Annotated in this window: 22 protein-coding genes; 18 read left to right on the top strand and 4 right to left on the bottom strand. The window is 59.5% G+C overall.

Annotated features, from left to right (window positions below):
- Positions 1–127: 127 nt before the first annotated feature.
- From frr to ACNA1V_RS02240, 14 genes are all read left to right on the top strand, one after another.
- On the top strand, positions 128–688 hold the full coding sequence (gene frr, locus ACNA1V_RS02305; protein WP_415831962.1) for a ribosome recycling factor: 561 nt from the start codon (positions 128–130) through the stop codon (positions 686–688).
- Between the two features lie 116 nt (positions 689–804).
- Positions 805–1,569, top strand: coding sequence for a polyprenyl diphosphate synthase (gene uppS, locus ACNA1V_RS02300; protein ID WP_415831961.1), 765 nt, complete (start codon positions 805–807; stop codon positions 1,567–1,569).
- A 29-nt stretch (positions 1,570–1,598) separates the two neighbouring features.
- Positions 1,599–2,519, top strand: a complete 921-nt coding sequence (locus tag ACNA1V_RS02295; RefSeq protein WP_415831960.1) for a phosphatidate cytidylyltransferase — start codon at positions 1,599–1,601, stop codon at positions 2,517–2,519.
- Positions 2,503–3,789, top strand: a complete 1,287-nt coding sequence (dxr, locus tag ACNA1V_RS02290) for a 1-deoxy-D-xylulose-5-phosphate reductoisomerase (RefSeq protein ID WP_415831959.1) — start codon at positions 2,503–2,505, stop codon at positions 3,787–3,789. Before ACNA1V_RS02295 ends, dxr begins: the two co-directional genes overlap by 17 nt.
- Positions 3,790–3,855: 66 nt before the next feature.
- Positions 3,856–5,205 (top strand): RIP metalloprotease RseP, encoded by a 1,350-nt coding sequence (gene rseP, locus ACNA1V_RS02285; protein WP_415831958.1) that lies wholly within the window; start codon positions 3,856–3,858, stop codon positions 5,203–5,205.
- A 52-nt stretch (positions 5,206–5,257) separates the two neighbouring features.
- Entirely contained in the window at positions 5,258–7,573 is a 2,316-nt protein-coding gene (gene bamA / locus ACNA1V_RS02280) for an outer membrane protein assembly factor BamA (protein ID WP_415831957.1), read from the top strand.
- Between the two features lie 68 nt (positions 7,574–7,641).
- Positions 7,642–8,202, top strand: coding sequence for an OmpH/Skp family outer membrane protein (locus ACNA1V_RS02275; protein WP_415831956.1), 561 nt, complete (start codon positions 7,642–7,644; stop codon positions 8,200–8,202).
- Positions 8,203–8,211: 9 nt separating this feature from the next.
- The gene (lpxD, locus tag ACNA1V_RS02270) at positions 8,212–9,288 is read left to right on the top strand and encodes a UDP-3-O-(3-hydroxymyristoyl)glucosamine N-acyltransferase (protein WP_415831955.1); all 1,077 of its coding nucleotides are present in this window, start codon (positions 8,212–8,214) and stop codon (positions 9,286–9,288) included.
- A 77-nt stretch (positions 9,289–9,365) separates the two neighbouring features.
- Positions 9,366–9,827 (top strand): 3-hydroxyacyl-ACP dehydratase FabZ, encoded by a 462-nt coding sequence (gene fabZ, locus ACNA1V_RS02265; RefSeq protein ID WP_415832029.1) that lies wholly within the window; start codon positions 9,366–9,368, stop codon positions 9,825–9,827.
- 2 nt (positions 9,828–9,829) lie between these two features.
- Positions 9,830–10,624: an acyl-ACP--UDP-N-acetylglucosamine O-acyltransferase gene (gene lpxA, locus ACNA1V_RS02260; protein ID WP_415831954.1), complete on the top strand. Its 795-nt coding sequence runs from the start codon at positions 9,830–9,832 to the stop codon at positions 10,622–10,624.
- On the top strand, positions 10,624–11,856 hold the full coding sequence (gene lpxB, locus ACNA1V_RS02255; protein WP_415832028.1) for a lipid-A-disaccharide synthase: 1,233 nt from the start codon (positions 10,624–10,626) through the stop codon (positions 11,854–11,856). Before lpxA ends, lpxB begins: the two co-directional genes overlap by 1 nt.
- Positions 11,843–12,451 (top strand): ribonuclease HII, encoded by a 609-nt coding sequence (gene rnhB, locus ACNA1V_RS02250; protein ID WP_415831953.1) that lies wholly within the window; start codon positions 11,843–11,845, stop codon positions 12,449–12,451. The genes lpxB and rnhB overlap by 14 nt, the downstream gene beginning before the upstream one ends.
- A gap of 54 nt (positions 12,452–12,505) precedes the next feature.
- Complete coding sequence (locus ACNA1V_RS02245; protein WP_415831952.1) at positions 12,506–13,285, top strand: TrmH family RNA methyltransferase; 780 nt, start codon at positions 12,506–12,508, stop codon at positions 13,283–13,285.
- 75 nt (positions 13,286–13,360) lie between these two features.
- Positions 13,361–13,825 (top strand): hypothetical protein, encoded by a 465-nt coding sequence (locus ACNA1V_RS02240; RefSeq protein ID WP_415831951.1) that lies wholly within the window; start codon positions 13,361–13,363, stop codon positions 13,823–13,825.
- A 66-nt stretch (positions 13,826–13,891) separates the two neighbouring features.
- On the opposite strand, the gene ppsR is transcribed toward ACNA1V_RS02240, so the two are convergent.
- A complete protein-coding gene (gene ppsR, locus ACNA1V_RS02235; RefSeq protein ID WP_415831950.1) occupies positions 13,892–14,728 on the bottom strand; it encodes a posphoenolpyruvate synthetase regulatory kinase/phosphorylase PpsR in 837 nt (278 codons plus the stop codon).
- A gap of 167 nt (positions 14,729–14,895) precedes the next feature.
- On the opposite strand from ppsR, the gene ppsA reads away from it, so the two are divergent.
- Entirely contained in the window at positions 14,896–17,268 is a 2,373-nt protein-coding gene (gene ppsA / locus ACNA1V_RS02230) for a phosphoenolpyruvate synthase (protein ID WP_415831949.1), read from the top strand.
- Between the two features lie 218 nt (positions 17,269–17,486).
- Here the strand turns inward: ppsA and ACNA1V_RS02225 are convergent, their stop codons facing one another.
- Positions 17,487–18,704 carry an arabinose transporter gene (locus tag ACNA1V_RS02225; protein WP_415831948.1) on the bottom strand — a complete coding sequence of 406 codons (1,218 nt, stop codon included), beginning with the start codon at positions 18,702–18,704 and terminating at the stop codon, positions 17,487–17,489.
- Positions 18,705–19,146: 442 nt separating this feature from the next.
- Here ACNA1V_RS02225 and ACNA1V_RS02220 point away from each other — a divergent pair, with 442 nt between their 5' ends.
- On the top strand, positions 19,147–19,797 hold the full coding sequence (locus ACNA1V_RS02220; RefSeq protein ID WP_415831947.1) for a TetR family transcriptional regulator: 651 nt from the start codon (positions 19,147–19,149) through the stop codon (positions 19,795–19,797).
- Positions 19,798–19,921: 124 nt separating this feature from the next.
- Here the strand turns inward: ACNA1V_RS02220 and ACNA1V_RS02215 are convergent, their stop codons facing one another.
- Positions 19,922–21,307, bottom strand: coding sequence for a glutaminyl-peptide cyclotransferase (locus ACNA1V_RS02215; protein WP_415831946.1), 1,386 nt, complete (start codon positions 21,305–21,307; stop codon positions 19,922–19,924).
- Positions 21,308–21,861: 554 nt separating this feature from the next.
- Between ACNA1V_RS02215 and ACNA1V_RS02210 the strand changes: the two genes are divergently transcribed.
- Both ACNA1V_RS02210 and ACNA1V_RS02205 read left to right on the top strand, forming a co-directional pair.
- Positions 21,862–22,284 carry an NfeD family protein gene (locus ACNA1V_RS02210; protein ID WP_415831944.1) on the top strand — a complete coding sequence of 141 codons (423 nt, stop codon included), beginning with the start codon at positions 21,862–21,864 and terminating at the stop codon, positions 22,282–22,284.
- A gap of 76 nt (positions 22,285–22,360) precedes the next feature.
- Complete coding sequence (locus tag ACNA1V_RS02205) at positions 22,361–23,302, top strand: SPFH domain-containing protein (RefSeq protein ID WP_415831943.1); 942 nt, start codon at positions 22,361–22,363, stop codon at positions 23,300–23,302.
- A 156-nt stretch (positions 23,303–23,458) separates the two neighbouring features.
- Here the strand turns inward: ACNA1V_RS02205 and smpB are convergent, their stop codons facing one another.
- Positions 23,459–23,932 carry an SsrA-binding protein SmpB gene (gene smpB / locus ACNA1V_RS02200; protein WP_415831942.1) on the bottom strand — a complete coding sequence of 158 codons (474 nt, stop codon included), beginning with the start codon at positions 23,930–23,932 and terminating at the stop codon, positions 23,459–23,461.

Raw genomic sequence — 23,932 nt, 5'->3', positions numbered from 1 at the left:
CTGCCTCAAGGGCAGGGTGGGGCGCCAGGCCGATTTCAATAATGGAGTCCGCAGAGGGCTCCGTTGCCGGATATGGCGCCGCCGTGCCTTGCCGCGTGCCGGCGCTCTAGACTAGAGGAATAGAGACATGAGTGTTTCCGACATCCGCAAATCTGCTGATACCCGCATGCAGAAGTCCATCGAGGCTTTGAAGACCAATCTGTCCAAGATCCGTACCGGCCGCGCCACCGCAGCCATCTTGGATCACGTGCAGGTCGAATACTACGGTTCGATGGTTCCCGTCAGCCAGGTCGCCAACGTCACGGTTGTCGATGCTCGCAACCTGAACGTGCAGGTCTGGGAAAAGAGCATGGTTTCCGTGGTTGAGAAAGCGATTCGTGAATCGGACCTGGGCCTTAACCCCCAGACCTTGGGCGAAGGTATGCGTGTGCCGATGCCAGCCCTGACCGAAGAACGTCGCCGTGACCTGGCCAAAGTGGTCAAGGGCGAATCGGAAGATGCCAAGGTTGCCATCCGCAACCTGCGCCGTGAAGCCAATGACGCGCTCAAACGTCTGGTCAAAGACAAAGAAATTTCTGAAGACGATGAGCGTCGTGCCCAGGATGATGTTCAGAAGCTGACGGATCGCTTTGTCGCGGAAGTGGACAAGCTGGTCAGCCAGAAAGAAGCGGAAATCATGACAGTCTGAAGTTCTGCCCGCGAGCGCGCCAGCCCGTCTTGGATCAAGACGCTGGCCGCGCATCGGCTTTATCGTTTTGCCTTAAGCCATGGGACGCGCTCGCAGGGCGCTGTTAAGATTCTGTCATGACTATTAGTACTACCAAGGCTATACCCGTTGTGGGCGCCATTCCACGCCATGTCGCCATCATCATGGACGGCAATGGGCGCTGGGCCACCAAACGGCATTTGCCGCGCACTGCCGGTCACGCAAAAGGCGTACGCGCCGTGCGGCGGGCTGTAGAGGCCTGCGGCCAGGCGGGTGTTGAATACCTGACACTTTTCGCATTCAGTTCTGAAAACTGGCGCCGCCCTGCCGAAGAGGTCTCGCTGCTGATGCGCCTGTTCATGCAGGCGCTGGAGCGTGAAGTCGATAAATTGCAGGAGCAGGGGGTTCGCCTGCGGATTGTCGGCGATATTTCTCCCTTCGATCCCAAGCTGCGTGCGTTGATTGATGCCGCCCAGGCCCGCACCGAACACAATACCAAGCTGACCCTGACGGTCGCTGCCAACTATGGCGGCCGTTGGGATGTGCTGCAAGCGGCACAGAAGCTAATGGCTGAACCCGACCGCGACCCGCGGCAAGCCTTGTCAGAAGACGATATCTCCAGGCACCTTTGCATGGCCTGGGCGCCGGAACCGGATCTCTTCATACGTACAGGCGGGGAGCAGCGCATTTCAAATTTCCTGATCTGGCAGCTGGCTTATACCGAGTTGTATTTCACAGATCAGTTCTGGCCTGATTTTGACCGGGCGTCGCTGGAACAGGCATTCCACTGGTATGCCACGCGCGAACGCCGTTTCGGCCGCACCAGCGCCCAAGTGGCAGAGACAGGGGCCGGGCGGCGATAAGCCCCGGCCCAGCGACAGGAGAAGCACTTATGCTGGGAACCCGTATCATCACCGCAGTGATTTTGCTGATCGTGCTGGGAGGGGCGCTTGCGCTCCCGACGCCCTGGCCTTTCATGCTGCTGTTGTCATTGCTCACCGGCCTTGGGCTCTGGGAGTGGTTGCGGCTGACCAGCTCCGTGCAAAGCGCACCTGCCGTGTCCTCGAATCCCGCAGAACCGAAAGCAGCGGGGGGAGCGATTGTTGCAGGGCTGGCAGCCGGTGCATTGACTGTCATGGTCACCTGGATCTGGCTGTCCGACCAGGCCTACAACATCGGGCCGGTTGCCGTGACCTATGAAATCGCGACGCGTGTGCTGATCCCGTTGGCGGCCGCCCTATGGATATTGGCAGGTACGTATCAGGTCGTGCGCGGCGATGTGAAAGCGCCTGCCGCCAATCCTTTCATGAGCCTGTTCGGTATTCTTGCGCTGCTTGCAACCTGGTCGTCACTGGCCTTGATGTTCATCATGGGCAAAGGCTTGCTGCTGCTGACTTTCCTCGCCATTATCTGGTGCGCGGATATCGGCGCCTACTTCGCTGGCCGTGCATTTGGCAAACGCAAGCTGGCGCCGCGAGTCAGTCCGGGCAAATCCTGGGAAGGGGCCATTGCCGGCGTGGTTGCCGCTGTGGTCTGGGGGGCTGCCACCATGGGCTGGGAAGGCAGTTTCGCGAACCATCTGTTCCGTTCCTGGTCGTATGCTGCATTGCCCTGGGTTGCCTTTATCGCCATGCTTTCCATTGTGGGCGATCTGTTCGAGTCTCTGCTCAAGCGTCGCGCGGGCATGAAGGATTCCAGCGGATTGCTGCCTGGGCATGGCGGTGTCCTGGATCGTATTGATGCTATCCTGCCGACTGCTCCACTGGCATTGATGCTGCTAATTCATGGAATCAGCTATGAATACATCCCCTAACGCAGGCCGTGCTTTTAGCAGCGAAGCCGACAATCTTCCGGAGAGTGATGAGGTGCCTGCCGCAGTCATTTCCCCCCAGCGGGAAACCGTTATCGTTCTGGGGGCAACAGGATCCGTCGGAGAGAGTACGCTGGACGTCATCGGCCGCCATGCCGGACGTTTCCAGGTCTATGCGTTGAGCGCGCGCACCCGCATGGAACGCCTGGCTGCGCAAGCGCGCCAGCATCGTGCCCATGTTGTCGTGGTGCCCGACCAGGCTGCGAGCGAACGTTTTGAGCGCGCCTATGGCACTGATCTGCCGCTACCCGAAATTCGTGTAGGAGATGCCGCTCTGGCGGACACAGCCGCCGACCCCGGCGGCCATACCGTTGTGGCCGCCATTGTGGGGGCTGCCGGCTTGCCCGCCGCACTGGCTGCGGCTTCCGCAGGCAAGCGGATACTGCTCGCAAACAAGGAAGCGCTGGTTGCGGCCGGTGGCCTGTTCATGCGTGAAGCGCGCAATAGTCGCGCCCAACTGTTGCCCATAGACAGCGAACACAACGCAATTTTTCAATGTTTGCCAGTCAAGGCAGATGCCGCGACAGCATGCGCTTCGTCCGGTGTGCGCCGTCTGGTTCTGACCGCATCGGGTGGCCCTTTCAGGCGTTGTCACTGGAAAGACCTGGAGGCCGTCACGCCCGCTCAGGCCTGCGCCCATCCCAACTGGAGCATGGGGCGCAAGATTTCTGTCGATTCCGCCACCATGGTGAACAAAGGGCTGGAGGTGATTGAAGCCTATTGGCTGTTCGGGATGTCGCCGGAGCGCATCGAAGTGCTGGTGCATCCTCAAAGTATCATTCATTCCCTGGTGGAATATGAGGATGGCTCCATGCTGGCCCAGCTGGGGCAGCCGGACATGCGTATTCCCATTGCCCACGCCCTGGGTTTCCCGGAACGCCTGGCCAATGGTGTCGGGCCGCTGGATTTGGCCCGCCATGGGCGCCTGGATTTTGAACCGCCTGACTACGAGCGTTTCCCGTGCCTGGCGCTGGCCTATGCGGCCTTGCGCGACGGGCAGGGCGCCTGTATCGCGCTCAACGCCGCCAATGAGGTGGCAGTGGCCGCGTTCCTGGAGGGGCGCTTGCCTTATACCTGGATTTCCAGGGTAATCGAGGCGGCTCTTGAATGGCATGGCGGGCAGGCAGCCCAGGCCCTGGATAGCCTGGATACCGTACTAGATTATGATTTGCGTGCGCGCCGCTATGTCGCCAACCTGGGGCTGGCAGCCTGACGCCGCAGCACTTGCGGCCCGGGCCAGCGGTTCCGCCAGCTCACGCTGGCATGCAATGGGATTTATGTGTTTTATACCTTAATTACTTTTCTGGTCGCGCTGGGTATTCTGGTCACTATCCACGAGCTGGGCCACTATAGCGTTGCACGCTGGTTCAACGTGCGCATTCTGCGTTTTTCCGTTGGCTTTGGCAGGGTGCTGTGGCATCGGCGCGATGCCCGTGGCACGGAATGGGCAGTGTCGATGATTCCGCTGGGTGGCTACGTCAAGATGGCAGACGACGGCCCCGGTGGCGAAACAGCCATAGGCGCCGGCAGAGGGATTCCCTTTAATCATCTCAATGTCTATCGGCGTATTGCGGTCGTGCTGGCCGGGCCGCTTTGCAATCTGCTGCTGGCTGCCGTCCTGTATGCAATCCTCGGGATGATGGGCAGCCGCGAACCCCAGCCGATTCTCGCTGAACCGCAGGAAGGCAGCGCTGCGGCGCAGGCCGGTATTGCCAGCGGAGACCGTATTCAGGCTATAGATGGCCGCAAGGTGGAAACCTGGGGGGATGCCCGCTGGTTGTTGCTGGACAAGCTGACAGCCGGCGGAACATTGCAGCTGGATGTCCTGGATCGTCATGGTCAGCTGCGTCAGCGCACGCTGGTATTGCAGGGGGATCGCCTGGAGCAGGATAAGGATCCCCTGATCGGCGCTGGCCTGGCGCTGGAAGCGTCCAACCCCTATATCCGTGGTGTCATCAGTGGTGGTGCAGGGGAGGCAGCAGGCTTGCAGGCGGGTGATAAGGTGTTGCGCGCCGGAGCGCTCGAAGCGCCGGATGTGACGCGCCTGCTTGCAGAGATCCAGGCGCATGCCGGCCAGCCTTTGGTGCTGCAAGTGCAGCGTGGCGATGGCCAGCAACAAGTCGTCGTCGTGCCGGAAGAAACCCGTCTTGAGGACGGGAACATCGTAGGCCGCATAGGCGCGCAACTGGCCGCCGAACTGCCCATGGTGGATCGGCGTTACGGCCCGCTGGAGGCTATTTCCCATGGTTTCGTGCGCACCTGGGAAACGTCCCTGTTCACGCTGCGCATGATGGGACGCATGCTGACCGGTGCGGTTTCGTGGCGCAACATCAATGGCCCGGTTGCCATTGCCGACTATGCCGGCCAAAGTGCGCGGGTAGGGCTGGATGCCTATATCGGCTTTCTGGCATTGCTCAGCGTCAGCCTGGGCGTCTTGAATCTTCTCCCTATCCCCACACTTGATGGTGGCCATCTGCTGTACTATCTCGCAGAAATCGTCCGTGGCCGCCCCTTGCCGGACAACTGGCTGGAAGTTGGCCAGCGTTTTGGCATGATATTACTGGCCGCATTGATGGGGCTGGCCCTGTTTAACGATATCGGGCGAATTACTGCCCGTCTTTTCAGCTAATTGCGTGTCATTTAAAATCCTTCGCCATTTGTCCGATCAAGGATCGTCCAGGATGTCTGTTTCTCGGAGTTTTCAGCGCAGCGGCCTCAAGCTCAAGCGCCTTGTTCTGCCCGGCTTGCTGGCCGCCTTGATCTGGCCGTCCGCTGCGAGCGCTTTCGACCCCTTTGTCGTGCGTGACATCCGCGTGGATGGCCTGCAGCGTACCGATCCCGGTACCGTGTTCGGTTATCTGCCGGTGAAAGTCGGGGAAACCTTCTCCGAAAGCGATGCATCAGCCGCCATTCGCCGTCTTTATGCGACGGGCTATTTCAATGATGTGCGCATAGAAACCGACAATGACGTCGTTGTCGTGGTCGTTCAGGAACGGCCGACGATTGCCGCCATCAATTTCAACGGCATGCGTGAATTTGATGCAGACGCCATCAAGAAATCGCTGCGCGAGGTCGGTTTTGGCGAAGGCCGGATTTTCGACCGCTCGATGCTTGAGCAGGCTGAGTTCGAACTCAAGCAGCAGTATCTGGCCAAAGGTAAGTACGGCGTCGAGATCAGTGCGACGATCACGCCTTTGCCGCGCAATCGGGTCGGGGTTAACTTCGAAGTATTCGAAGGGCAGGTCGCCCGGATCAAAGATATCCATATCGTCGGCAATGAGGCTTTCTCTAGCAGCACACTGCTCGACGAAATGCAATTGACGACACCGGGCTGGATGACCTGGTACACCGGGACCGACAAATATTCGCGTGAAAAGCTGGAAGGCGATGTTGAGGCCCTGCGCTCCTATTACATGGACCGCGGCTATCTCGAATTTTCCGTCGAGCCTCCGCAAGTCACGATCTCGCCGGATCGCAAGGACATCTTCATCACGGTGACGGTGCATGAAGGCAAGCCTTACAAGGTTTCCAATGTGAAACTGGCCGGCGATCTGCTGGGGCTGGACGAACAGTTGCAAAAACTTGTGACAGTCAAGCCTGGCGACACCTTTTCGGCCAGCGAAACGAATGCCACGGCCAAGGCTATCAGCGATTATCTGGGCGACCTTGGCTATGCCTTTGCCAACGTCAACCCGAATCCGATCCTGAACCGTGAAACCGGCGAAACGGAACTGACCTTCTATGTCGATCCGAGCCGCCGCGTGTATGTGCGCCGTATCGAAATCGGCGGCAACACCCGTACCCGGGATGCCGTGATCCGCCGCGAACTGCGCCAGCAGGAAGCGGCCTGGTACGATGCGAGCAATATTCGCATGTCTCGCGACCGTGTGGATCGCCTGGGCTACTTCAATGAAGTCAGCGTCAATACTCATCCGGTTCCCGGCACGATTGACCAAGTCGATGTCTCCGTTGACGTGAAGGAAAAACCCACCGGCATGATCAATCTCGGGGTGGGCTATGGCTCGACCGAAAAAGCGATTCTGTCGGCTGGTATCAGTGAAGACAACGTGTTCGGCAGCGGCACCAACCTGACGTTCAACGTCAATACCAGCCGTTCCAACCGTGCGGCAGTGCTGTCGCACACGGATCCCTACTGGACGCGCGATGGCGTGAGCCGCTCGACCTCGCTGTATTACCGCTCCATCAAGCCGTTCTACAACAACGATGGTGACTACCGCGTGCGCGCCATGGGCCTGGGCCTGAATTTCGGTGTGCCCATTTCGGAACTTGACCGCATCTTCCTGGGTGTCAATTTCGAACGCAATGAGCTGTCGCTGTATAGCAATTCGCCGCTGGCCTATGAGGAGTTCGTTGAGCAGTACGGTTCCAAGACCAATGCCATGATCTTCTCGATCGGTTGGGCCAAGGACAGCCGGGATAGCGCTCTGGCGCCGAATTCCGGTAGCTATACCCGCTTGAAGGCTGATTTCTCCACGCTGGATCTGAAGTACTACATGCTCAGCGCCCAGCACCAGTATTTCCTGCCGCTGAACCGCAGCTTCACGCTGGCGTTCAACGGTATGGTGGATTATGGTAAGGGCTACGGTGGCAAGGGCTACCCGCTGATCAAGAACATCTACGCTGGTGGCCTGGGTACCGTACGCGGCTACGAAGGCTCCTCGCTCGGCCCGAAGGATAGCCGCACCGGTAACTACCTCGGCGGCTCCAAGCGCGTCGTTGGTAACGTCCAGCTTTATCTGCCATTCCCCGGTGCGCAGCGCGACCGTAGCCTGCGCTGGTTCCTGTTTGCTGACGCCGGTCAAATCTACAGCGACAACCAGAACATCGACTTCGGTGATCTGCGTTATTCTGCCGGTATCGGCCTGTCGTGGAACTCACCGATGGGCCCATTGCAGATTTCCTATGGTCGGGCGCTCCGCGACAAGCCGGGTGACGAAAAGCAGAGCTTCCAGTTCCAGATCGGAACCGCTTTCTGATTTCCCGGTCTATGATGCTGGTGGCACAATAACCCTTTGCTAAAATTTCCTTTCATTCAGGGATTTCTATGACGTCTGTTTCCGCGATCAAACCGTTTGCCTCGGCCCGCAGCAAGTATGCGAGCGTAGCTCGGCGTGTTTCCCTCGGTCTGTCGGCGTGCCTGGTCGCCAGTGTGATGGCCGCTCCGGTACAGGCTCAGGGCTCCAAGGTCGGTTTCGTCAACTTGGATCGCATTCTGCGCGACTCGGCACCTGCCAAGGCAGCCCAGATCAAGCTGGAATCCGAATTCAAGTCTCGCGACGATGAAATCCAGCGCCTGGCCAATACGCTGCGCAACGAGTATCAGAAGCTCGACAAGGACGGCCCCGTTCTGTCCGAAAGCGACCGTGTCAAGCGCGAGCGCAACATTTCCAACATGGATGTGGATCTGCAGCGCAAGCAGCGCGAGTTCCAGGAAGACCTGAACCGCCGCCGCAATGAAGAGTTCGGCAACATCATCGACAACACCAACGCTGCGATTCAACGTATCGCTGAACAGCAGAATTACGACCTGATCCTGCAAAATGCAGTGACGGTCAATCCGCGTGTCGATATCACCGATCAGGTGATCCAGGCCATGGGCAAGTAAGGTTGCCCCATGCCTTTGTTGCTGGATGACGCCAGGGCACCGTCCCTGTCCGCATTGTTTGCGGAAGTTGACGCGCACGGCTTGCCCTGGCGCCTGGAAGCCGGCAGTGCGGGCGAGCCCCGTATTGCCGGTTTGGCGCCGCTGACCCATGCCGGCGCCAACGAACTTTCCTTCCTATCCAATCACCGCTACCTGGATCAGTTGGCGCACAGCAGGGCAGGGGCAGTCATCCTGCCCGCTGCGGCTGCCGCCAGCCTGCCCGATAGCGTCGCGTTTGCCCGCGTCATTTGCGAACAGCCGTACCTGCTGTATGCGCGAGTGGCGCAGTGGTTCGCCCAGGCGCGCCGCTCGGGCCTGACCCCCCGTGTCCACCCGAGCGCGGTCGTGGCAAACGACGCACTCATTGAAGCCGATGTTGAACTCGGTCCATTCTGCGTGGTGGAAAGCGGTGCTGTCGTTAGGCGCGGCAGCGTGATCGGGGCCGGTACGGTGATCGGTGCCCGCAGCGTCGTCGGGGAAGACTCCCTGCTGCACCCGCGTGTCGTGCTTTACAGCGATGTTCGCCTGGGCGCTCGAGCCATCGTGCATAGCGGTGCCGTGCTGGGGGCAGATGGTTTTGGTTTCGCGCCTGACCCCACTCGTGGCGGCTGGAGCAAGATTCCCCAGTTCGGTGGCGTGAGCATCGGCAATGATGTCGAAATCGGCGCCAATACCACGATTGATCGTGGCGCACTGGACGACACCATCATTGCCGATGGCGTCAAGCTGGATAACCAGATCATGGTTGCGCATAACGTCCAAATCGGCCCGCATACAGCGATTGCTGCCTGCGTTGGCATTGCCGGCTCGACTCATATCGGTGCGCGCTGCACGATCGGCGGGGCCTCGATGATTTCCGGGCACCTGGTGCTGGGCGACGATGTGCATGTTTCCGGCGGCACGGCCGTGACCTCCAGCATCAACAAGCCTGGCCGCTATACCGGCGTGTATCCCTATGCCGAACATGGCGAGTGGCAGCGCAATGCCGCCGTCATTCAGCAATTGGGCTCCTTGCGCCGCCGCGTACGGGCACTAGAAAAAGATTAACCGCCAAACTGGTGCCGGCGACAGTACGCAGAACCGTTCTGTTGACCGGCTACCGTCATGACTTAGGTACTGTATTTATGGAATTGGATATCAAGGGAATTCTAGATCGGCTGCCGCATCGTTATCCCATGCTGCTGATTGATCGCGTGATCGAAATGACGCCGGGCAAGTCCATCGTTGCGATCAAAAATGTCAGCATCAACGAGCCGTTCTTTACCGGGCACTTCCCTGATCTGCCGGTCATGCCTGGCGTTCTGATCCTCGAAGCCATGGCGCAGGCAGCTGCGCTGTTTTCGTTCTCCAACGACTCGGGCGACGATTCAGGCATTGGTGCCAGCAATGGCAATGTTTATTACTACGTGGGTATCGACAACGCCCGCTTCCGCCGTCCGGTTGTGCCGGGTGACCAGCTGCGCATCGAAGTCGAAGCCGTGCGTTTGAGCCGTGTCATCTGTAAATACAAGGGGCGCAGCCTGGTTGACGGTCAGGTGGCCGCCGAAGCTGAATTCATGTGCGCCATTCGTCAACGGAATAGCTGAACATGAGCGTAGAAATCCATCCCACCGCGCAGGTTGATAGCCGCGCGGAGCTTGCTGACGGTGTCAGCATCGGTGCTTTCAGCATCATCGGCCCCAATGTCCGCATCGGGGAAGGAACGTCGATCGGCCCGCATTGCATCGTGGATGGATTGACTACCATTGGCCGCAATAATCGCTTCTACCGTTTTTGCTCCATCGGCGGCGAGCCGCAGGACAAAAAGTATGCCAATGAACCGACCCGCCTGGAAATCGGTGATGGCAATACGGTACGCGAGTATGTGACCTTCAATACCGGCACGGTTCAGGATAACGGCGTTACCCGCATCGGCAGCGACAACTGGATCATGGCTTATGTCCACGTTGCCCATGATTGCGTCATTGGCAACCACACCATTCTCGCCAATGGTGTGCAGTTGGGCGGGCATGTCCATATCGGTGATTGGGCCATTCTGGGCGGCCTGACCGGCGTGCACCAGTTCAGCAAAATCGGTGCCCATGCCATGATCGGCGGCAATAGCTCCTTGATGCAGGATGCGCCGCCCTATGTCCTGGCTGCCGGTAATCCGTGCAAGCCCCATGGTGTGAATACAGAAGGGCTGCGTCGCCGCGGCTTTGACGCCGAATCCATTTCCGCGCTTCGGGAAGCCTATAAGCTGGTCTATCGCCGCGGCCTGAAACTGGATCAGGCGCTAGAAGCGCTGGCCAATCTGGCCGCAGAACGTCCGGCCGCGACAGCAGCGATTGCCGTCATGCAGGACTTCCTCACGGACGCCACGCGCGGGGTCATCCGCCCATGATGTCAGGTGTCGGCTTGGCCAGGGACGAAGGCGCGCCAGTCATCGGCATGGTGGCAGGCGAACCCTCTGGCGATCTGATCGCTGCCCGTGTCCTGGCCGGCTTGCAGCACCAGGTGCCCAATCTGCGTTGCCAGGGGATCGGCGGCCCGAGGCTGCAAGCCCAGGGACAAGAGATCTGGCATCCCATGCATGCGCTGACCGTCTTTGGCTATGTCGATGCGCTCAAGCGTCTGCCCTCGCTGCTGCGCACCTACGGTGACGTCAAGCGGCGTTGGCTGGCGCAACCGCCAGGCGTATTCGTCGGCATTGATGCGCCGGATTTCAATCTCAAACTGGAACTGGCCTTGCGACAGGCTGGTATTCCTACCGTGCATTTCGTCGGCCCGTCCATCTGGGCCTGGCGCTATGAACGCATCCACAAAATTCGTGAAGCCGTCTCGCACATGCTGGTATTGTTCCCTTTTGAAGAGGAGCTTTACCGCAAGGAAGGCGTGCCGGTGACCTATGTCGGTCATCCCTTGGCCAGCAATATTCCCATGCAGCCGGATCGCGCTGCCGCGCGCCAACGTCTGGGGCTGTCCGGGAACGAACGCATCCTGGCGATCCTTCCAGGCAGCCGTCGTTCTGAAATCGAACTGATGGCCCCGCGTTTCCTGCAGGCGGCACAGCGCCTGTGCCGTGATGAACCCGGCCTGGTGTGCCTGGTGCCCATGGTCAACGCCGAACGCAAGGCCCAATTCGAGGCGGTGCTGCAGCAGTATCCCGTACCCGGATTGCGCTGCATTACACAGGAAGATGTGGCACCCAGCGGGCAGGACAGTGACAGCTGGCCCGTGGCCTGGCATGTCATGGAAGCCTGCGACACGGCCCTGGTCACCAGTGGTACGGCTACGCTGGAAACCGCCTTGTTCAAGCGTCCCATGGTGATTTCCTATGTCCTCTCGCCCTGGATGCGGCGCCTGATGTCCTGGAAATCCGGGCAACAGCGTCCTTATGTACCTTGGGTGGGTTTGCCCAATGTATTGTTGCGCGACTTTGCCGTGCCAGAACTGCTGCAGGATGACGCCACGCCCGAAAAGCTGGCGCAAGCGGTTCGTTTCCAATGGGATGATGCGGCAGGGACTGCGCGCATCGAAGCGCGCTTTAGCGAGCTGCACAGTGTTTTGCGGCAAGATACGGCACGCCTGGCGGCTGATGCCATACTGGAGACGGCAGAGCATGGGGCAAGCTGATTTGTTCGCTGCCGCTGCGCCGGCAGTGACGGAAGTGGCTGGCGTGGACGAGGCGGGCAGGGGGCCCTTGGCCGGCGCTGTGTATGCAGCGGCGGTCATTCTGCCTGAGCAGCATACGATCGTCGGTCTGGCTGACTCCAAGGCCTTATCTGCCAAACAGCGTGACAAGCTGGCCTTGCAGATCCGCGAGCAGGCTCTGGCCTGGCATATCGCCAGTGCTTCGGTCGCGGAAATCGACGATCTGAATATCCTGCATGCCACCATGTTGGCCATGCGGCGCGCCGTTGAAGGGCTGGGTGTCAGGCCCGAGCTTGCGCTGATTGATGGCAACCGTGTGCCTGCCGGACTGCCTTGTCATGCTAGCGCCATTGTGAAGGGCGATGCCACAGAGCCTGCCATTTCGGCTGCATCCATCCTGGCCAAGACCGCGCGTGATGCCGAGCTGCTCAGCCTGCACGAGCGCTATCCCCAGTACGGCTTCGACCAGCACAAAGGCTATGGAACGGCGCTACACCTGGCAGCTCTGCGTACGCACGGCCCATGCCCGGAACACCGCCGTAGCTTTGCGCCGGTACGCAAGAGCCTCGAATCCTGAGCCTGGCCCGGCAGGGCCTTGCACGGCGCAGCATCGGAATAGAATTTGCATAACATGAAGCACATCGCCTCGCGGGATAATCCGCTGTACCGTCAATTGCGCGCCCTGGCTGGCGGCCACCGCAAAAGCGGGCAGCTGCTGATCGAAGGCCCGCATCTCTGTCAGGCCTGGCTGGATAGCTACGGTTTGCCGGCCATCGCGGTGTTTGATGAAGCCCGCCTGTCGCGTCCGGAACTGGCGGCGCTGGCCGATGCCGTGCGCAGCCTGGCACCGGCGGCGCGTATTGCGCTGGCATCCGGCATGATGGATGCGCTGGAGGACGCCGAACATGGCCAGGGCGTCATGTTCGTGGTCGAGCCGCCAGCGGTGCCCAGCCCCCGTGGGGACGTACCGGCACTCTGGCTGGATCGGGTGCAAGACCCTGGCAACGTGGGCACCTTGCTGCGCCTGGCAGCGGCCGCCGGCTTGCAGCAGGTCATCCTCTCCAACGGCTGCGCCCATGCCTGGTCACCCAAGGTGTTGCGCAGTGCCCAGGGCGCCCATTTCTCCTTGCAGATTGTTGAAAGGGCCGATTTGGCGGCCTTGCGGCCGGCCCTGCGCATTCCCTTGCTGGCGACGGCGCTGGATGGCTCGGAGGACCTGTTCGACACCGAATTGCCGCAGGCGTGCGTCTGGCTGTTCGGTCATGAAGGCCGAGGCGTCAGTGAAGAACTGTTGCAGCTGGCAGATAAACGCGTGCGTATTGCGCATACGCCAGCCGTAGAATCCCTGAATGTTGCGGCGGCTGCGGCGATCTGCCTGTTCGAACAGCGGCGCCGTTTCCGGTCTGCCTGATGTGCCGTCTTGCCTGGGCTGCGTCTTTGCGGGCAGCAGGCAGGGTGCGGCTAACGCATCTCCAAAGGTGATAACTTGAAAAAACCCGTAGCAGTAGTCATGATGTGGGTGTCGCTGGGCTTGGGTGCACCCGCAGTTGCGGCAGATCCTCCGCCCATGGATCGTGTGTATCAAGGCCCCATCCGGCTGCCGGATTTTGCTGGGCGGGATCGCGATTATGCGAATTACCGCACTCGCATCACCAATGAAATGCGGAGCGGCCCCAATTTTGCGGGCCACTATGCCATCGTGGAAATCGGCTGCGGCACCAGCTGCCGATTTGCATTCGTTGGTGATGTCGCCACTGGCCAGGTATTCGGGTTCCCTTATGGCGGCGAAAATTATTATTCGTTGCAGTTAAATTACAGTGTCAAAAGCAACGACGTATCCATGAAATGGATAGAAGGGGACGACTGCCTGCACAACTCCCTGACATGGACTGGCAGGAATTTCAGCGCTGGCAGCCCGACGGTCGTCGGGCCCCAAGACATGTGCGAATAAAAACCGGCTCACGGAACCGCACCCCAAAAGCTGGACGTCAGTCCGGCCTTTGGGGTTTTTTCATGCTTAGTAGGAACGAGCGCTGAGGCCGACTTCTTCCATGATGGTGGTCGAGATTTCCTCAATCGACTTGGTCGTGGTGGAAAGCCAGGAGATGCCTTCGCGACGCATCATGCGTTCCGCAGCGGCCACTTCATCACGACATTGCTCCAGCGAAGCATATTGGCTGCCCGGCCGGCGCTCATTGCGGACTTCAGACAGGCGCTCGGGCTGGATGGTCAGGCCGAACAATTTCTTGCGGTAGGGCTGCAGCGTGGCAGGCAGCTGGCCGCGATCGAAATCTTCGGGAATCAGCGGGAAATTGGCAGCCTTGATGGCATATTGCATGGCCAGATACAGGCTGGTGGGCGTCTTGCCACAGCGTGAAACACCCACCAGGATGACATCGGCCTGTTCCAGTCCATGAACGAACTGCCCGTCGTCGTGCGCCAGGCTGAAGTTGATCGCGTTAATGCGGCGCAGATACTGCTCGGAGGTTGCACCCATGTGCGAGCGGCCGATGGAATGGCTGGATTTCACCCCCAATGCCTGCTCCACCGGTGCCACGAAGGCGCCGAACAGGTCCAGGAACACGCAAGGTGCGCTGCTGACACGAGCCTTGATGGCAGGGTCCACCAGCGTACTGAACACGATGGGCTGCAAGCCCTTGTTTTCATTCACGCATTGCTCGATACGCGCAATCGCCTGGTCCGCCTTTTCCAGTGTGTTGATGAACGGGATACGCGTACTATTGAACTTTACGGTCTCGAATTGGGACAAAACCGAGTGGCTGAAAGTGTCGGCAGTAATACCGGTGCCATCCGAGACGATAAAGACAGTACGTTCAAGTTGTTGATTAGTCATATTTTTTCGTTTTAAGCGCCAAAATGGCGGCAGGGGCGGTACAATTCCGAGCCTTCAGAAGTCACACGATCAGGCCTGTCAGGCTGGTTGGGTCAGGGCATCTGCGGTAAAGCCGCATGCAGGTACGCTGACCCAACTCGCTTTCTATCCATTGTAAAGGTGACTTCATGTCTTATGTCGTTTCGTTCGAGCAGCTCCGCATGACGGATGTGGACTCGGTAGGAGGAAAAAACGCATCGCTAGGTGAAATGATCAGCCAGCTGGCCAGCGCAGGTGTGCGCGTGCCCGGCGGCTTCGCCACGACTGCTGAAGCGTTCCGCGATTTCCTCAAGCTCTCGGGCTTGGGTGACCGTATCGCCGAGCGCCTTTCCACGTTGAATCCGGAAGATGTGCGCGAGCTGGCAGACGCCGGCGCGCAGATCCGCCAATGGATCATCGACACGCCGCTGCCTGAAGCGCTGGAAAGCGCCATCCGTACCGCCTTCGCCGAACTGGACGCAGACGGCAAGGGTTCGTTTGCCGTGCGTTCTTCGGCAACGGCAGAAGACCTGCCCGACGCCTCGTTCGCTGGCCAGCAGGAAACCTATCTGAACGTGGTCGGCATCGACGATGTGCTGGAAAAAATCCATCACGTCTTCGCATCGCTGTACAACGATCGTGCCATTTCCTACCGCGTGCACAAGGGCTACGCCCACGCTGATGTCGCTCTGTCGGCTGGCGTGCAGCGCATGGTGCGCTCCGACAAGGGCAGCGCCGGCGTGATGTTCACGATCGACACCGAATCGGGCTTCCAGGATGTCGTGTTCATCACCTCGTCCTACGGCCTGGGCGAAACGGTGGTGCAGGGCGCCGTCAATCCTGACGAATTCTATGTCTTCAAGCCGGCACTGGCTGCAAACAAGTACCCCATCATCAGCCGCCGCATCGGCTCCAAGCTGATCAAGATGGAGTTCAACCCCGAGCGTACCGGCGGCCACGCCGTCCGCACGGTGGATGTTCCGGTTTCCGAGCGCAATCGTTATTCGCTGACCGACGAAGAAGTCATCGAACTGGCGCGCTATGCCGTCATCATCGAAAAACACTACGCCCGTCCGATGGATATCGAATGGGGCCGTGATGGGGTCGATGGCAAGCTCTACATTCTCCAGGCTCGTCCTGAAACCGTGAAGTCGCAACAAGGCGAAAACGATGTCCAACAGCGTTTCCGCCTGAAAGCAACCGGTGATGTGCTGATTACTGGCCGTGCAATCGGACAGAAAATCGGCGCAGGCCCCGTGCGCATCGTGGCTGATATCGCTGAAATGGACAAGGTTCAGCCCGGCGATGTGCTGGTGACCGACATGACCGATCCCAACTGGGAACCGGTGATGAAGCGCGCATCGGCCATCGTGACCAACCGTGGCGGCCGTACCTGCCACGCAGCCATCATTGCCCGCGAACTGGGCATCCCGGCGGTCGTGGGCTGCGGTGAAGCCACCGACGTCCTGAAGGAAGGCCAGCAAGTGACGGTTTCGTGCGCCGAAGGCGACGAAGGCCGCATCTATGACGGTCTGATCGAGACCGAAGTCGAGGAAGTGCGCCGTGGCGCCATGCCGGAAATCGACGTCAAGATCATGATGAACGTCGGCAATCCGCAACTGGCCTTCGATTTCGCGCAGATCCCGAATGCCGGTGTGGGCCTGGCCCGCCTGGAATTCATCATCAACAACAATATCGGTATCCACCCGAAGGCTGTGCTGGATTATCCGAATGTGGACAGCGAACTGAAGAAGGCCGTGGAATCGGCGGCTCGTGGCTACGCCAGCCCGCGCGCTTTCTTCGTCGAGAAGCTGGCCGAAGGTATTGCCACCATCGGCGCCGCCTTCTATCCGAAGCCTGTCATCCTGCGTATGTCCGACTTCAAGTCGAACGAATATCGCAAGCTTGTCGGTGGTTCGCGCTATGAGCCCGAGGAAGAGAACCCCATGCTGGGCTTCCGTGGCGCATCGCGCTACATCGCCGAAGACTTCGCCGAGTGCTTCCGCATGGAATGCGAAGCCCTGAAGAAGGTGCGCGAGGAAATGGGCCTGACCAACGTCGAAATCATGGTGCCGTTCGTGCGTACCGTGAAACAGGCGGAAAAGGTCATCGGCCTGCTGGCTGACAACGGCCTGGTGCGCGGTCAAAACGGCCTGCGTGTCGTGATGATGTGCGAAGTGCCGTCCAACGCCATCCTGGCCGAACAGTTCCTGGAACACTTCGATGGTTTCTCGATCGGTTCGAACGACATGACCCAGCTGACCCTGGGCCTGGATCGCGATTCCGGTATGGAGCTGCTGGCAGCCGACTTCGATGAGCGTGATGAAGCCATCAAGTTCATGCTGAGCCGCGCCATCCAGGCTTGCCTGAAGGCTGGCAAGTATGTCGGCATCTGCGGCCAAGGCCCCAGCGATCACCTGGACTTCGCCCAATGGCTGAAAGACGAAGGCATTCTGTCGATCTCGCTGAACCCGGATACCGTGGTTGATACGTGGCAGAAGCTGGCGAAGGCAGGCAGCTAAGCTGAGTTCGCCCTGGCGGCCTGGGGGTTTCTGCAAGCCCCTGTGCTCCGAAGCCTAGCCGACGCAGCGGTATCCGCGCAGAACGCGCCTCTGGTACCTGTGAGCGGTGAACTGCACCCCAGATGTTGGACATGAAGCCAACCCTGGGGTGTTTTCTATTCAGCGCGTACTTCCAGGCATCCGCAATGGCCCCGCTCAGTGCGCCGGCGACTCGCTGGCTACTGATGTGGTTGCGGTTTGCTCAGCAAGGCGAATGCCACAACCACTGCTGCGCCAACCAGAATGGAAGAGGCCAGATAGACTGCAGACATCCCCCAATTCCGTGCCACCAGGCCGGCCAGCGGGCTGGTAATTCCCATGGATATATCCAGGCATGCCACGTATGCGCCCATGGCCAGGCTGCGGCTCTGAGGCGGTGCACGGCGCACGGCCTCCACGCCGAAGCCGGGAAAGGCCAGCGAGTAACCAAAACCGCTCAGCGCCGCCCCCAGATAGGCTAGGCCTGAGGAATCGGCCATCCAGATCAGCAACTGCCCCACCATCTCCACGATGACGCATACCAAGGCGACCCAAGCACCGCCGATACGATCCGGCAAATGGCCGAAGAAGATGCGTGCCAGGACAAAGGCGACACCAAAGGCGGTAAAGGCCAACGGCGCATTGTCCCAACCTTTGCTCGCGAACAGCAGCGCGATAAAAGCGGTAATCACGCCAAAGCCGATACTGCACAAAGCGAGCCCCAGGCCAGGCAGCCAGACGGAACCCAGCACCTTGTAGAACGATGCCCGACGTGTCGCCGAAGGCGGCACTTGCCGCATGCGGATGATGCAAGCCAGGGCCAGCAGAGGCAGCAGTATTGTGGCAACACCGATGCCGGTAAAGCCTTGGCGGGTATAGACCCAGCCGCCGGCAGGCGCGCCCAGGGCATAGGCTGCAAACATGGCCATCCCTGTCCAGGCCATGACTTTGCCTGCGCTGCCGGCCCCCACCAGGGCAATGCCCCAGCCCAGTGCCCCCGTAACGATCAGGCTCTCGCCAACCGCCAGCATGACGCGGCCGACCAACACCAACAATGTCGATGCCACCGGCGCATCGATGCACAGCATGGACAGCAGGTAGGCAATGCCAGAGGCTGAAGCCACCAGAAAACCCAGCGTTACGGCACGCCCTGGGCCTTGTACGTCAGCATGATTCCCTGCCCAAGGCCGGGAAAGCAGGGCGCCGACGAATTGCGCCCCCACCACAATACCGATCACCAGGGGGCCCATGCCCAAGCGGTCGTGCAGGTGCAGCGGCAAGACCGCCAGCTGCATGCCCATGTTGAAGAAGCTGATGAATACTGCGAAAGTGATGGGCAGTAGGACAAGAAACACATTGTCAGACTGGCGCCCGCTGATTGCTGAAGGCACGTGGCCCCCAGTATTTTGTTTATGCATGAAATAAACCTGTCTTGAAGAAATAGGCCATGACGCATGTCGGCGGCCATGGAATACGACGAAAACACGAATAATTCGTCGCATTCAGAATACGGCCTGGCCCAGGAATTTTCTATTCGCATGCGGGTTCGTATTCTTGGCAGGCATCAGATGTGCCGATTTCCATGCAAAACCGTTCAACATGAAGGCTTTATTCATAAAAACATCATCCCTGATGCATCGGCGGCGGAGTGTTGCCCGGAGACCATTCACATATGCACTCAAACTTCGTGAGGGCCGACCGGGAAGCTGCGCACCTGATCTGGCGCCATCGGGCGCATGGTGCGGCATGTTCCCGGCCTCGATACGGCTTTGGCTCGCCGCCTAGGCGCGACTTGCCACAGCCGATAGAATGCGGGCATCGTTTTTCCGTCTTACGCATTCTGTGCACAGGGAATCTGCCATGGCCTCACAGCTGCCTTTGAACCCCAGAAAAGAACCGCGTCAGGCCAGGTCTGAGGGCTTGGTCGCGGCCATACTGGAGGCAGCGGCCCAGGTGCTGGCCGAAGCCGGTGCCACCCGTTTCACAACCGCCAGGGTGGCAGAACGCGCAGGCGTCAGTGTCGGTTCGCTGTACCAGTATTTTCCTAACAAGGCAGCGATCTTGTTTCGCTTGCAGGTCGATGAGTGGCAGCGTACCAGCAGCATGATGCGCGGTATTGTCGAAGATACCAGCAAGCCGCCGCACGCCAGAATCCGCGAGCTGGTGCATGTGTTTTTCCGCTCGGAATGCGAAGAGGCGGATATGCGGGTTGCACTCAGCGATGCAGCGCCGCTGTATCGTGATACCCAGGAGACCAGTAAATTCCGCCGTTCTGGCCGGGAGATCATCCGGCAATATGTCAAGGATGCCTTGCCCGCGAACGTTCCCGCCCAGGAACAGGATACGGCGGCAGAAATATTGCGCCTGACGCTGACATCTGCGGGCAAGCGGTATTCCGAGTCGCCCAGAAGCCAGGAGGAAACCCTGCGCTATGCCGATGCCATGGCAGACATGTTCATTGCCTACATAGACACGCTGGCGGCACGCTACGCCAGCCAGGATTCGGCATGAAAATGCCGGTGTGGCCTGCCTGGGTTCAGGCAAATCACACCGGCAATCATGGCTGGCCGGACGCGGATTCCGGCATCAGCGCACGGGCGGACAGCGGCCTTAGCCGGCTGGCCACGCGAGAGATTTAGCGCTTGGGCGACACACGGCGGATGTGATCGCCGTTGGGATCATCAGCCCCTTTGGATTTGTTCACGACAAACACATGGCCCTTGCCGTCCGTGCCCAGGTGGTTGGGGTAGGTGCCTCCATCCAGGTTGGCCACGATCTTGCCATCCGCATCGACCACGGTAATGCTGCCGGCGCCACGGTTAGCCACATAGGCCAGGCCGCTGACCGCGTCGTAGCTTACATTGAGCGGACCTGCGCCAGTCTTGACATCGTGCAGCACCTTGCCATCGCGCAGATCCACGATCAGAAGATTGTCGCTACCTTGGGCCGTGACATACAGGCGCTGGCCTTCCGGGTTTACCGCGACGCCGATTGCAGAGCGAGTTCCCGGAATGTCGATGATGCGTTCGACTGTACCGCTGGCCGTGTCGATCACTGCCGCCTCAGGTGTGCTCATGCTGACGGTATAGAGCTTGCCGTTGGCAACGTCCAAGGCCAGGCTGGCAGGCGCGAAGTTTTCGCCGCGCACAGTGCTCTTCGGTTCAATGACCGTTAACGGTGCCAGGGTCTTGGCGTCGAATACGGCAATCTGCCCCGAGCCCGAAGCAAAGACTTTGCCGTTGGCGGTATCCACGACGATATCGCGGCCATGCGGCAACACCCCCGGCTCGAATTGCTTGACCAGCTTGAGGTCGCTGGCGCGATAGACCGCGACGGAGTTGTCGCGGGTATTGGTGGTCCAGACATTGCCGTTGACTTCGTCCACGCCCACGCCATAGACGGCATACAGATGGCCGTCATCCCGGCCTTCGACGGGCAGGGCATCGACCTGCGCCTCAATCGCCAGCGTTTCAGGGTTGAGCTTGAGCAACTTGGAGGCCTTGACCGGCGGACGCCCGACCGCAGAGGTCACATACAAGGCGTTGTTGCTCGGGCTGTACACAACCTGATAGAGCCCAGGTACCAGCTTTTTGCTATCTACCTGGAATTTTTCCGCGCCACTCAGCGGCAGGACGGGAGATATCTTCAGGTTATGGAGTGCCGTGGCATTGGGCTCGCTGGCATTGACGACGATGGCATGAAGGCCTGGTGCGGCATCGGCCGGAATCTCTATGCTTGCCTTGAACTCGCCTTTTTCATTGGCCTGGTAGGGCGTCTGGGGATTGAGGACCGTTTGCCCGCGCGTCAAGGTGATTTTCTGCCCAGGCACGAAAGAGACTCCCTCCAGCACGGCGTGACCGCCTGGAACAACGACATCCCTGACCCAGATCCGCCCCTTGAAATCAGCATCGGCCTGATCGAATGCCGACGCTGCACCCGCTATCGGCATGGCGCACATCAGGGCCAGGGTGAAGCTGGAAATGCGCCAACGCCGTGCGGCGGAAGAAGAGCTAGCAGTCATGTCTCTTACCTTTAGTCAGAAGAAGTGGGGAATGGGGCTAATGGAAACAATGCAGGGCATGGCTGGCGGGATTTCCCTGCGAGCCATGATCACTAAAAGAAATGATTCGCATCTTAAGTTCTGTTTTAAGAAAATCCGAGTCTTCACTGGAAACAAGCGAATATCTTTGGATTTCTTTGGAAAACTAGCCAGGATTTTATCGTGTTGTCGTAATAAAAAGACAATAACCATTCTCACTTACAGGGCTATTGAAAGCATTTGTTCCTGACGGGCTTGATTGAAAAGTGTTCGGCACGGACGCAAATGGCTGTCGAACGCTTCGCATCAACAGACCGCGGCTCGAACGGCCCGGGATGCTGCTGCTTGGCAAGAATTTTCCTGGACGAAGCAGAGGCAGGCAGGGGCTCACCGATCCATGGCCGGTGATTTCAAGGATGTGCCGCATGCCTTACGTGGCTTCACGATAAAATAGGCACTCTTTCGCCGCGATTGGCTGCCAGAGCGGGCATGCGAGCCGCCAGCGCCGTCTGTTGTGGAAGTTTCAGGAGCACACCATGTGGTATTGGTTCGGGTTGGCCGCGCTGACTTTGATTGGCGAGATAATGTCCGGCACGTTTTATCTGCTGCTGGCCACGCTTGGCCTTTTGGGGGCCGGCCTGGTCACGCTGCTGGGTGCCGGATTTGCATGGCAATTGCTGACTTTCGCGCTGGTTTCCCTGGCAGGGCTGATGGTCTTGCGCCGCTTTGGTATCCTGCGCCGCAAGCGAGGCGACCCCGCCCGTAGCATCAATCTCAATCTGGACATCGGACAGATCGTCGAAGTCAGCAGTTGGAGCCCGCAGGGCATTTCCCGTGTTTCCCATCGTGGTACGCAATGGGATGCCATTCCCGTCGATCCGTCCGCTCCTCTCGTTGTGGGGTCGCACCGCATTGTGGCCGTGGACGGTACCCGTCTTGTGCTTGCGGCGCTGACCTGAAACGCCATCGCCCACAGGCTCTGATTCCTGCCAGGCGATTTTTCTCCAAACCCGTTTTAAAAGGCTGGACGGAACCATGCAGTGGAACCTGAGCGACTCTTCGCTGTTTTTCATTATCCTGGCAGTGCTGGTGCTGCTGATTCTATTCAAAGCCGTTGCCATCGTTCCGCAGCAGAACGCCTGGGTCGTGGAACGCCTCGGGAAATTCGACCGGGTGCTGACACCCGGCGCGGGCTTTGTCATTCCGTTCATCGAGCGCGTCGCCTACAAGCACTTGCTCAAGGAAATTCCGCTGGATGTGCCCAGCCAGGTCTGCATTACGCGTGACAATACGCAGCTGCAGGTCGATGGCGTGCTGTATTTCCAGGTCACCGATCCGATGCGTGCGTCTTATGGCGCCTCCAACTACATTCTGGCCATTACCCAGCTGGCGCAGACGACGCTGCGTTCGGTCATCGGCAAGATGGAGCTGGATCGTACGTTCGAAGAACGCGAGATCATCAACAGTACCGTGGTCTCCGCGCTGGACGAGGCTGCCCTGAATTGGGGCGTGAAGGTTCTGCGCTATGAAATCAAGGATCTCACGCCGCCCAACGAAATTCTGCGCGCCATGCAGGCCCAGATCACCGCGGAACGTGACAAGCGCGCGCTGATCGCTGCCTCCGAAGGGCGCCGCCAGGAACAGATCAATATCGCGACGGGTGAACGAGAGGCCTTCATTGCCCGCTCCGAAGGGGAAAAACAGGCCCAGATCAACAAGGCACAAGGTGAAGCCGCAGCCGTCCTGGCCATTGCAGAAGCAACCGCTTCGGCCATCACGCAAGTCGCGCAAGCCGTGCGCCAGCCCGGCGGGCAGGAAGCCGTGAACCTGAAGGTGGCCGAGCGCTATGTGGATGCCTTCGGCGAGCTGGCCAAGAAGGGGAATACCCTGATCCTGCCGTCCAATATGGCGGACATGGGGGGGCTGGTTGCCTCCGCCTTGTCAGTGGTGAAGGGTGTCAAGAACCCGGACGTCTGAGCCCCCTGGTCAGGCCTGCTGCTCGCAGGCTGGGCCTTAAGGTTTTCCTGCGCCAGGCAGGCAGCGCTAGCATTTGCCTGAAGACAAAACGAAAAGGCTGGTACGGTATTGCCGTACCAGCCTTTTTTGCCGCACCAGCGATGGGTGCAGCGTGCTTCAGTCTTCCGAACGGCCGGCGCGATTGCGCGTATCGTGCTTCATGACACGCTCACGCTCGCGTTGCCAGTCCTTGTCACGCAAGGTATCCCGCTTGTCATGCAGTTTCTTGCCTCGGCCCAAACCGATTTCCAGCTTGATCCGGCCTTTTGCATAATGCAGGTTCAAGGGTACCAGGGCGTAGCCCCGCTGCTCGACCTTGCCGATCAGCTTGTCGATTTCTTCCTTTTTCAGCAACAGCTTGCGCGTGCGTGTTGCATCTGGGTGAATGTGGGTGGACACCGTAGGAAGCGGGCTGATGTGCATGCCCAGCAGCCATATTTCGCCGTTCAACACGACGACATAGCTTTCCTTCAGTTGCGCGCGTCCTCCGCGGATTGCCTTGACTTCCCACCCCTGCAGGACCAGCCCGGCTTCAAAGCGGTCTTCGATGAAATAATCATGGAATGCTTTGCGATTGTCGATGATGCTCAT

This window comes from Kerstersia similis (assembly GCF_965139615.1).
GTDB lineage: Bacteria > Pseudomonadota > Gammaproteobacteria > Burkholderiales > Burkholderiaceae_B > Kerstersia > Kerstersia similis.
Note: the sequence above shows the minus strand (reverse complement) of the source record. Positions and strands in the feature narration are given on the sequence as shown.

What these genes read in the sequence shown, in the direction of transcription:
- frr (WP_415831962.1), top strand. Translation starts at nt 128, where the DNA reads ATGAGTGTTTCCGACATCCGCAAATCTGCTGATACCCGCATGCAGAAG.
- uppS (WP_415831961.1), top strand. Translation starts at nt 805, where the DNA reads ATGACTATTAGTACTACCAAGGCTATACCCGTTGTGGGCGCCATTCCA.
- ACNA1V_RS02295 (WP_415831960.1), top strand. Translation starts at nt 1,599, where the DNA reads ATGCTGGGAACCCGTATCATCACCGCAGTGATTTTGCTGATCGTGCTG.
- dxr (WP_415831959.1), top strand. Translation starts at nt 2,503, where the DNA reads ATGAATACATCCCCTAACGCAGGCCGTGCTTTTAGCAGCGAAGCCGAC.
- bamA (WP_415831957.1), top strand. Translation starts at nt 5,258, where the DNA reads ATGTCTGTTTCTCGGAGTTTTCAGCGCAGCGGCCTCAAGCTCAAGCGC.
- ACNA1V_RS02275 (WP_415831956.1), top strand. Translation starts at nt 7,642, where the DNA reads ATGACGTCTGTTTCCGCGATCAAACCGTTTGCCTCGGCCCGCAGCAAG.
- lpxD (WP_415831955.1), top strand. Translation starts at nt 8,212, where the DNA reads ATGCCTTTGTTGCTGGATGACGCCAGGGCACCGTCCCTGTCCGCATTG.
- fabZ (WP_415832029.1), top strand. Translation starts at nt 9,366, where the DNA reads ATGGAATTGGATATCAAGGGAATTCTAGATCGGCTGCCGCATCGTTAT.
- lpxA (WP_415831954.1), top strand. Translation starts at nt 9,830, where the DNA reads ATGAGCGTAGAAATCCATCCCACCGCGCAGGTTGATAGCCGCGCGGAG.
- lpxB (WP_415832028.1), top strand. Translation starts at nt 10,624, where the DNA reads ATGTCAGGTGTCGGCTTGGCCAGGGACGAAGGCGCGCCAGTCATCGGC.
- rnhB (WP_415831953.1), top strand. Translation starts at nt 11,843, where the DNA reads ATGGGGCAAGCTGATTTGTTCGCTGCCGCTGCGCCGGCAGTGACGGAA.
- ACNA1V_RS02245 (WP_415831952.1), top strand. Translation starts at nt 12,506, where the DNA reads ATGAAGCACATCGCCTCGCGGGATAATCCGCTGTACCGTCAATTGCGC.
- ppsR (WP_415831950.1), bottom strand. Translation starts at nt 14,728, where the DNA reads ATGACTAATCAACAACTTGAACGTACTGTCTTTATCGTCTCGGATGGC.
- ppsA (WP_415831949.1), top strand. Translation starts at nt 14,896, where the DNA reads ATGTCTTATGTCGTTTCGTTCGAGCAGCTCCGCATGACGGATGTGGAC.
- ACNA1V_RS02225 (WP_415831948.1), bottom strand. Translation starts at nt 18,704, where the DNA reads ATGCATAAACAAAATACTGGGGGCCACGTGCCTTCAGCAATCAGCGGG.
- ACNA1V_RS02220 (WP_415831947.1), top strand. Translation starts at nt 19,147, where the DNA reads ATGGCCTCACAGCTGCCTTTGAACCCCAGAAAAGAACCGCGTCAGGCC.
- ACNA1V_RS02215 (WP_415831946.1), bottom strand. Translation starts at nt 21,307, where the DNA reads ATGACTGCTAGCTCTTCTTCCGCCGCACGGCGTTGGCGCATTTCCAGC.
- ACNA1V_RS02210 (WP_415831944.1), top strand. Translation starts at nt 21,862, where the DNA reads ATGTGGTATTGGTTCGGGTTGGCCGCGCTGACTTTGATTGGCGAGATA.
- ACNA1V_RS02205 (WP_415831943.1), top strand. Translation starts at nt 22,361, where the DNA reads ATGCAGTGGAACCTGAGCGACTCTTCGCTGTTTTTCATTATCCTGGCA.
- smpB (WP_415831942.1), bottom strand. Translation starts at nt 23,932, where the DNA reads ATGAGCATCATCGACAATCGCAAAGCATTCCATGATTATTTCATCGAA.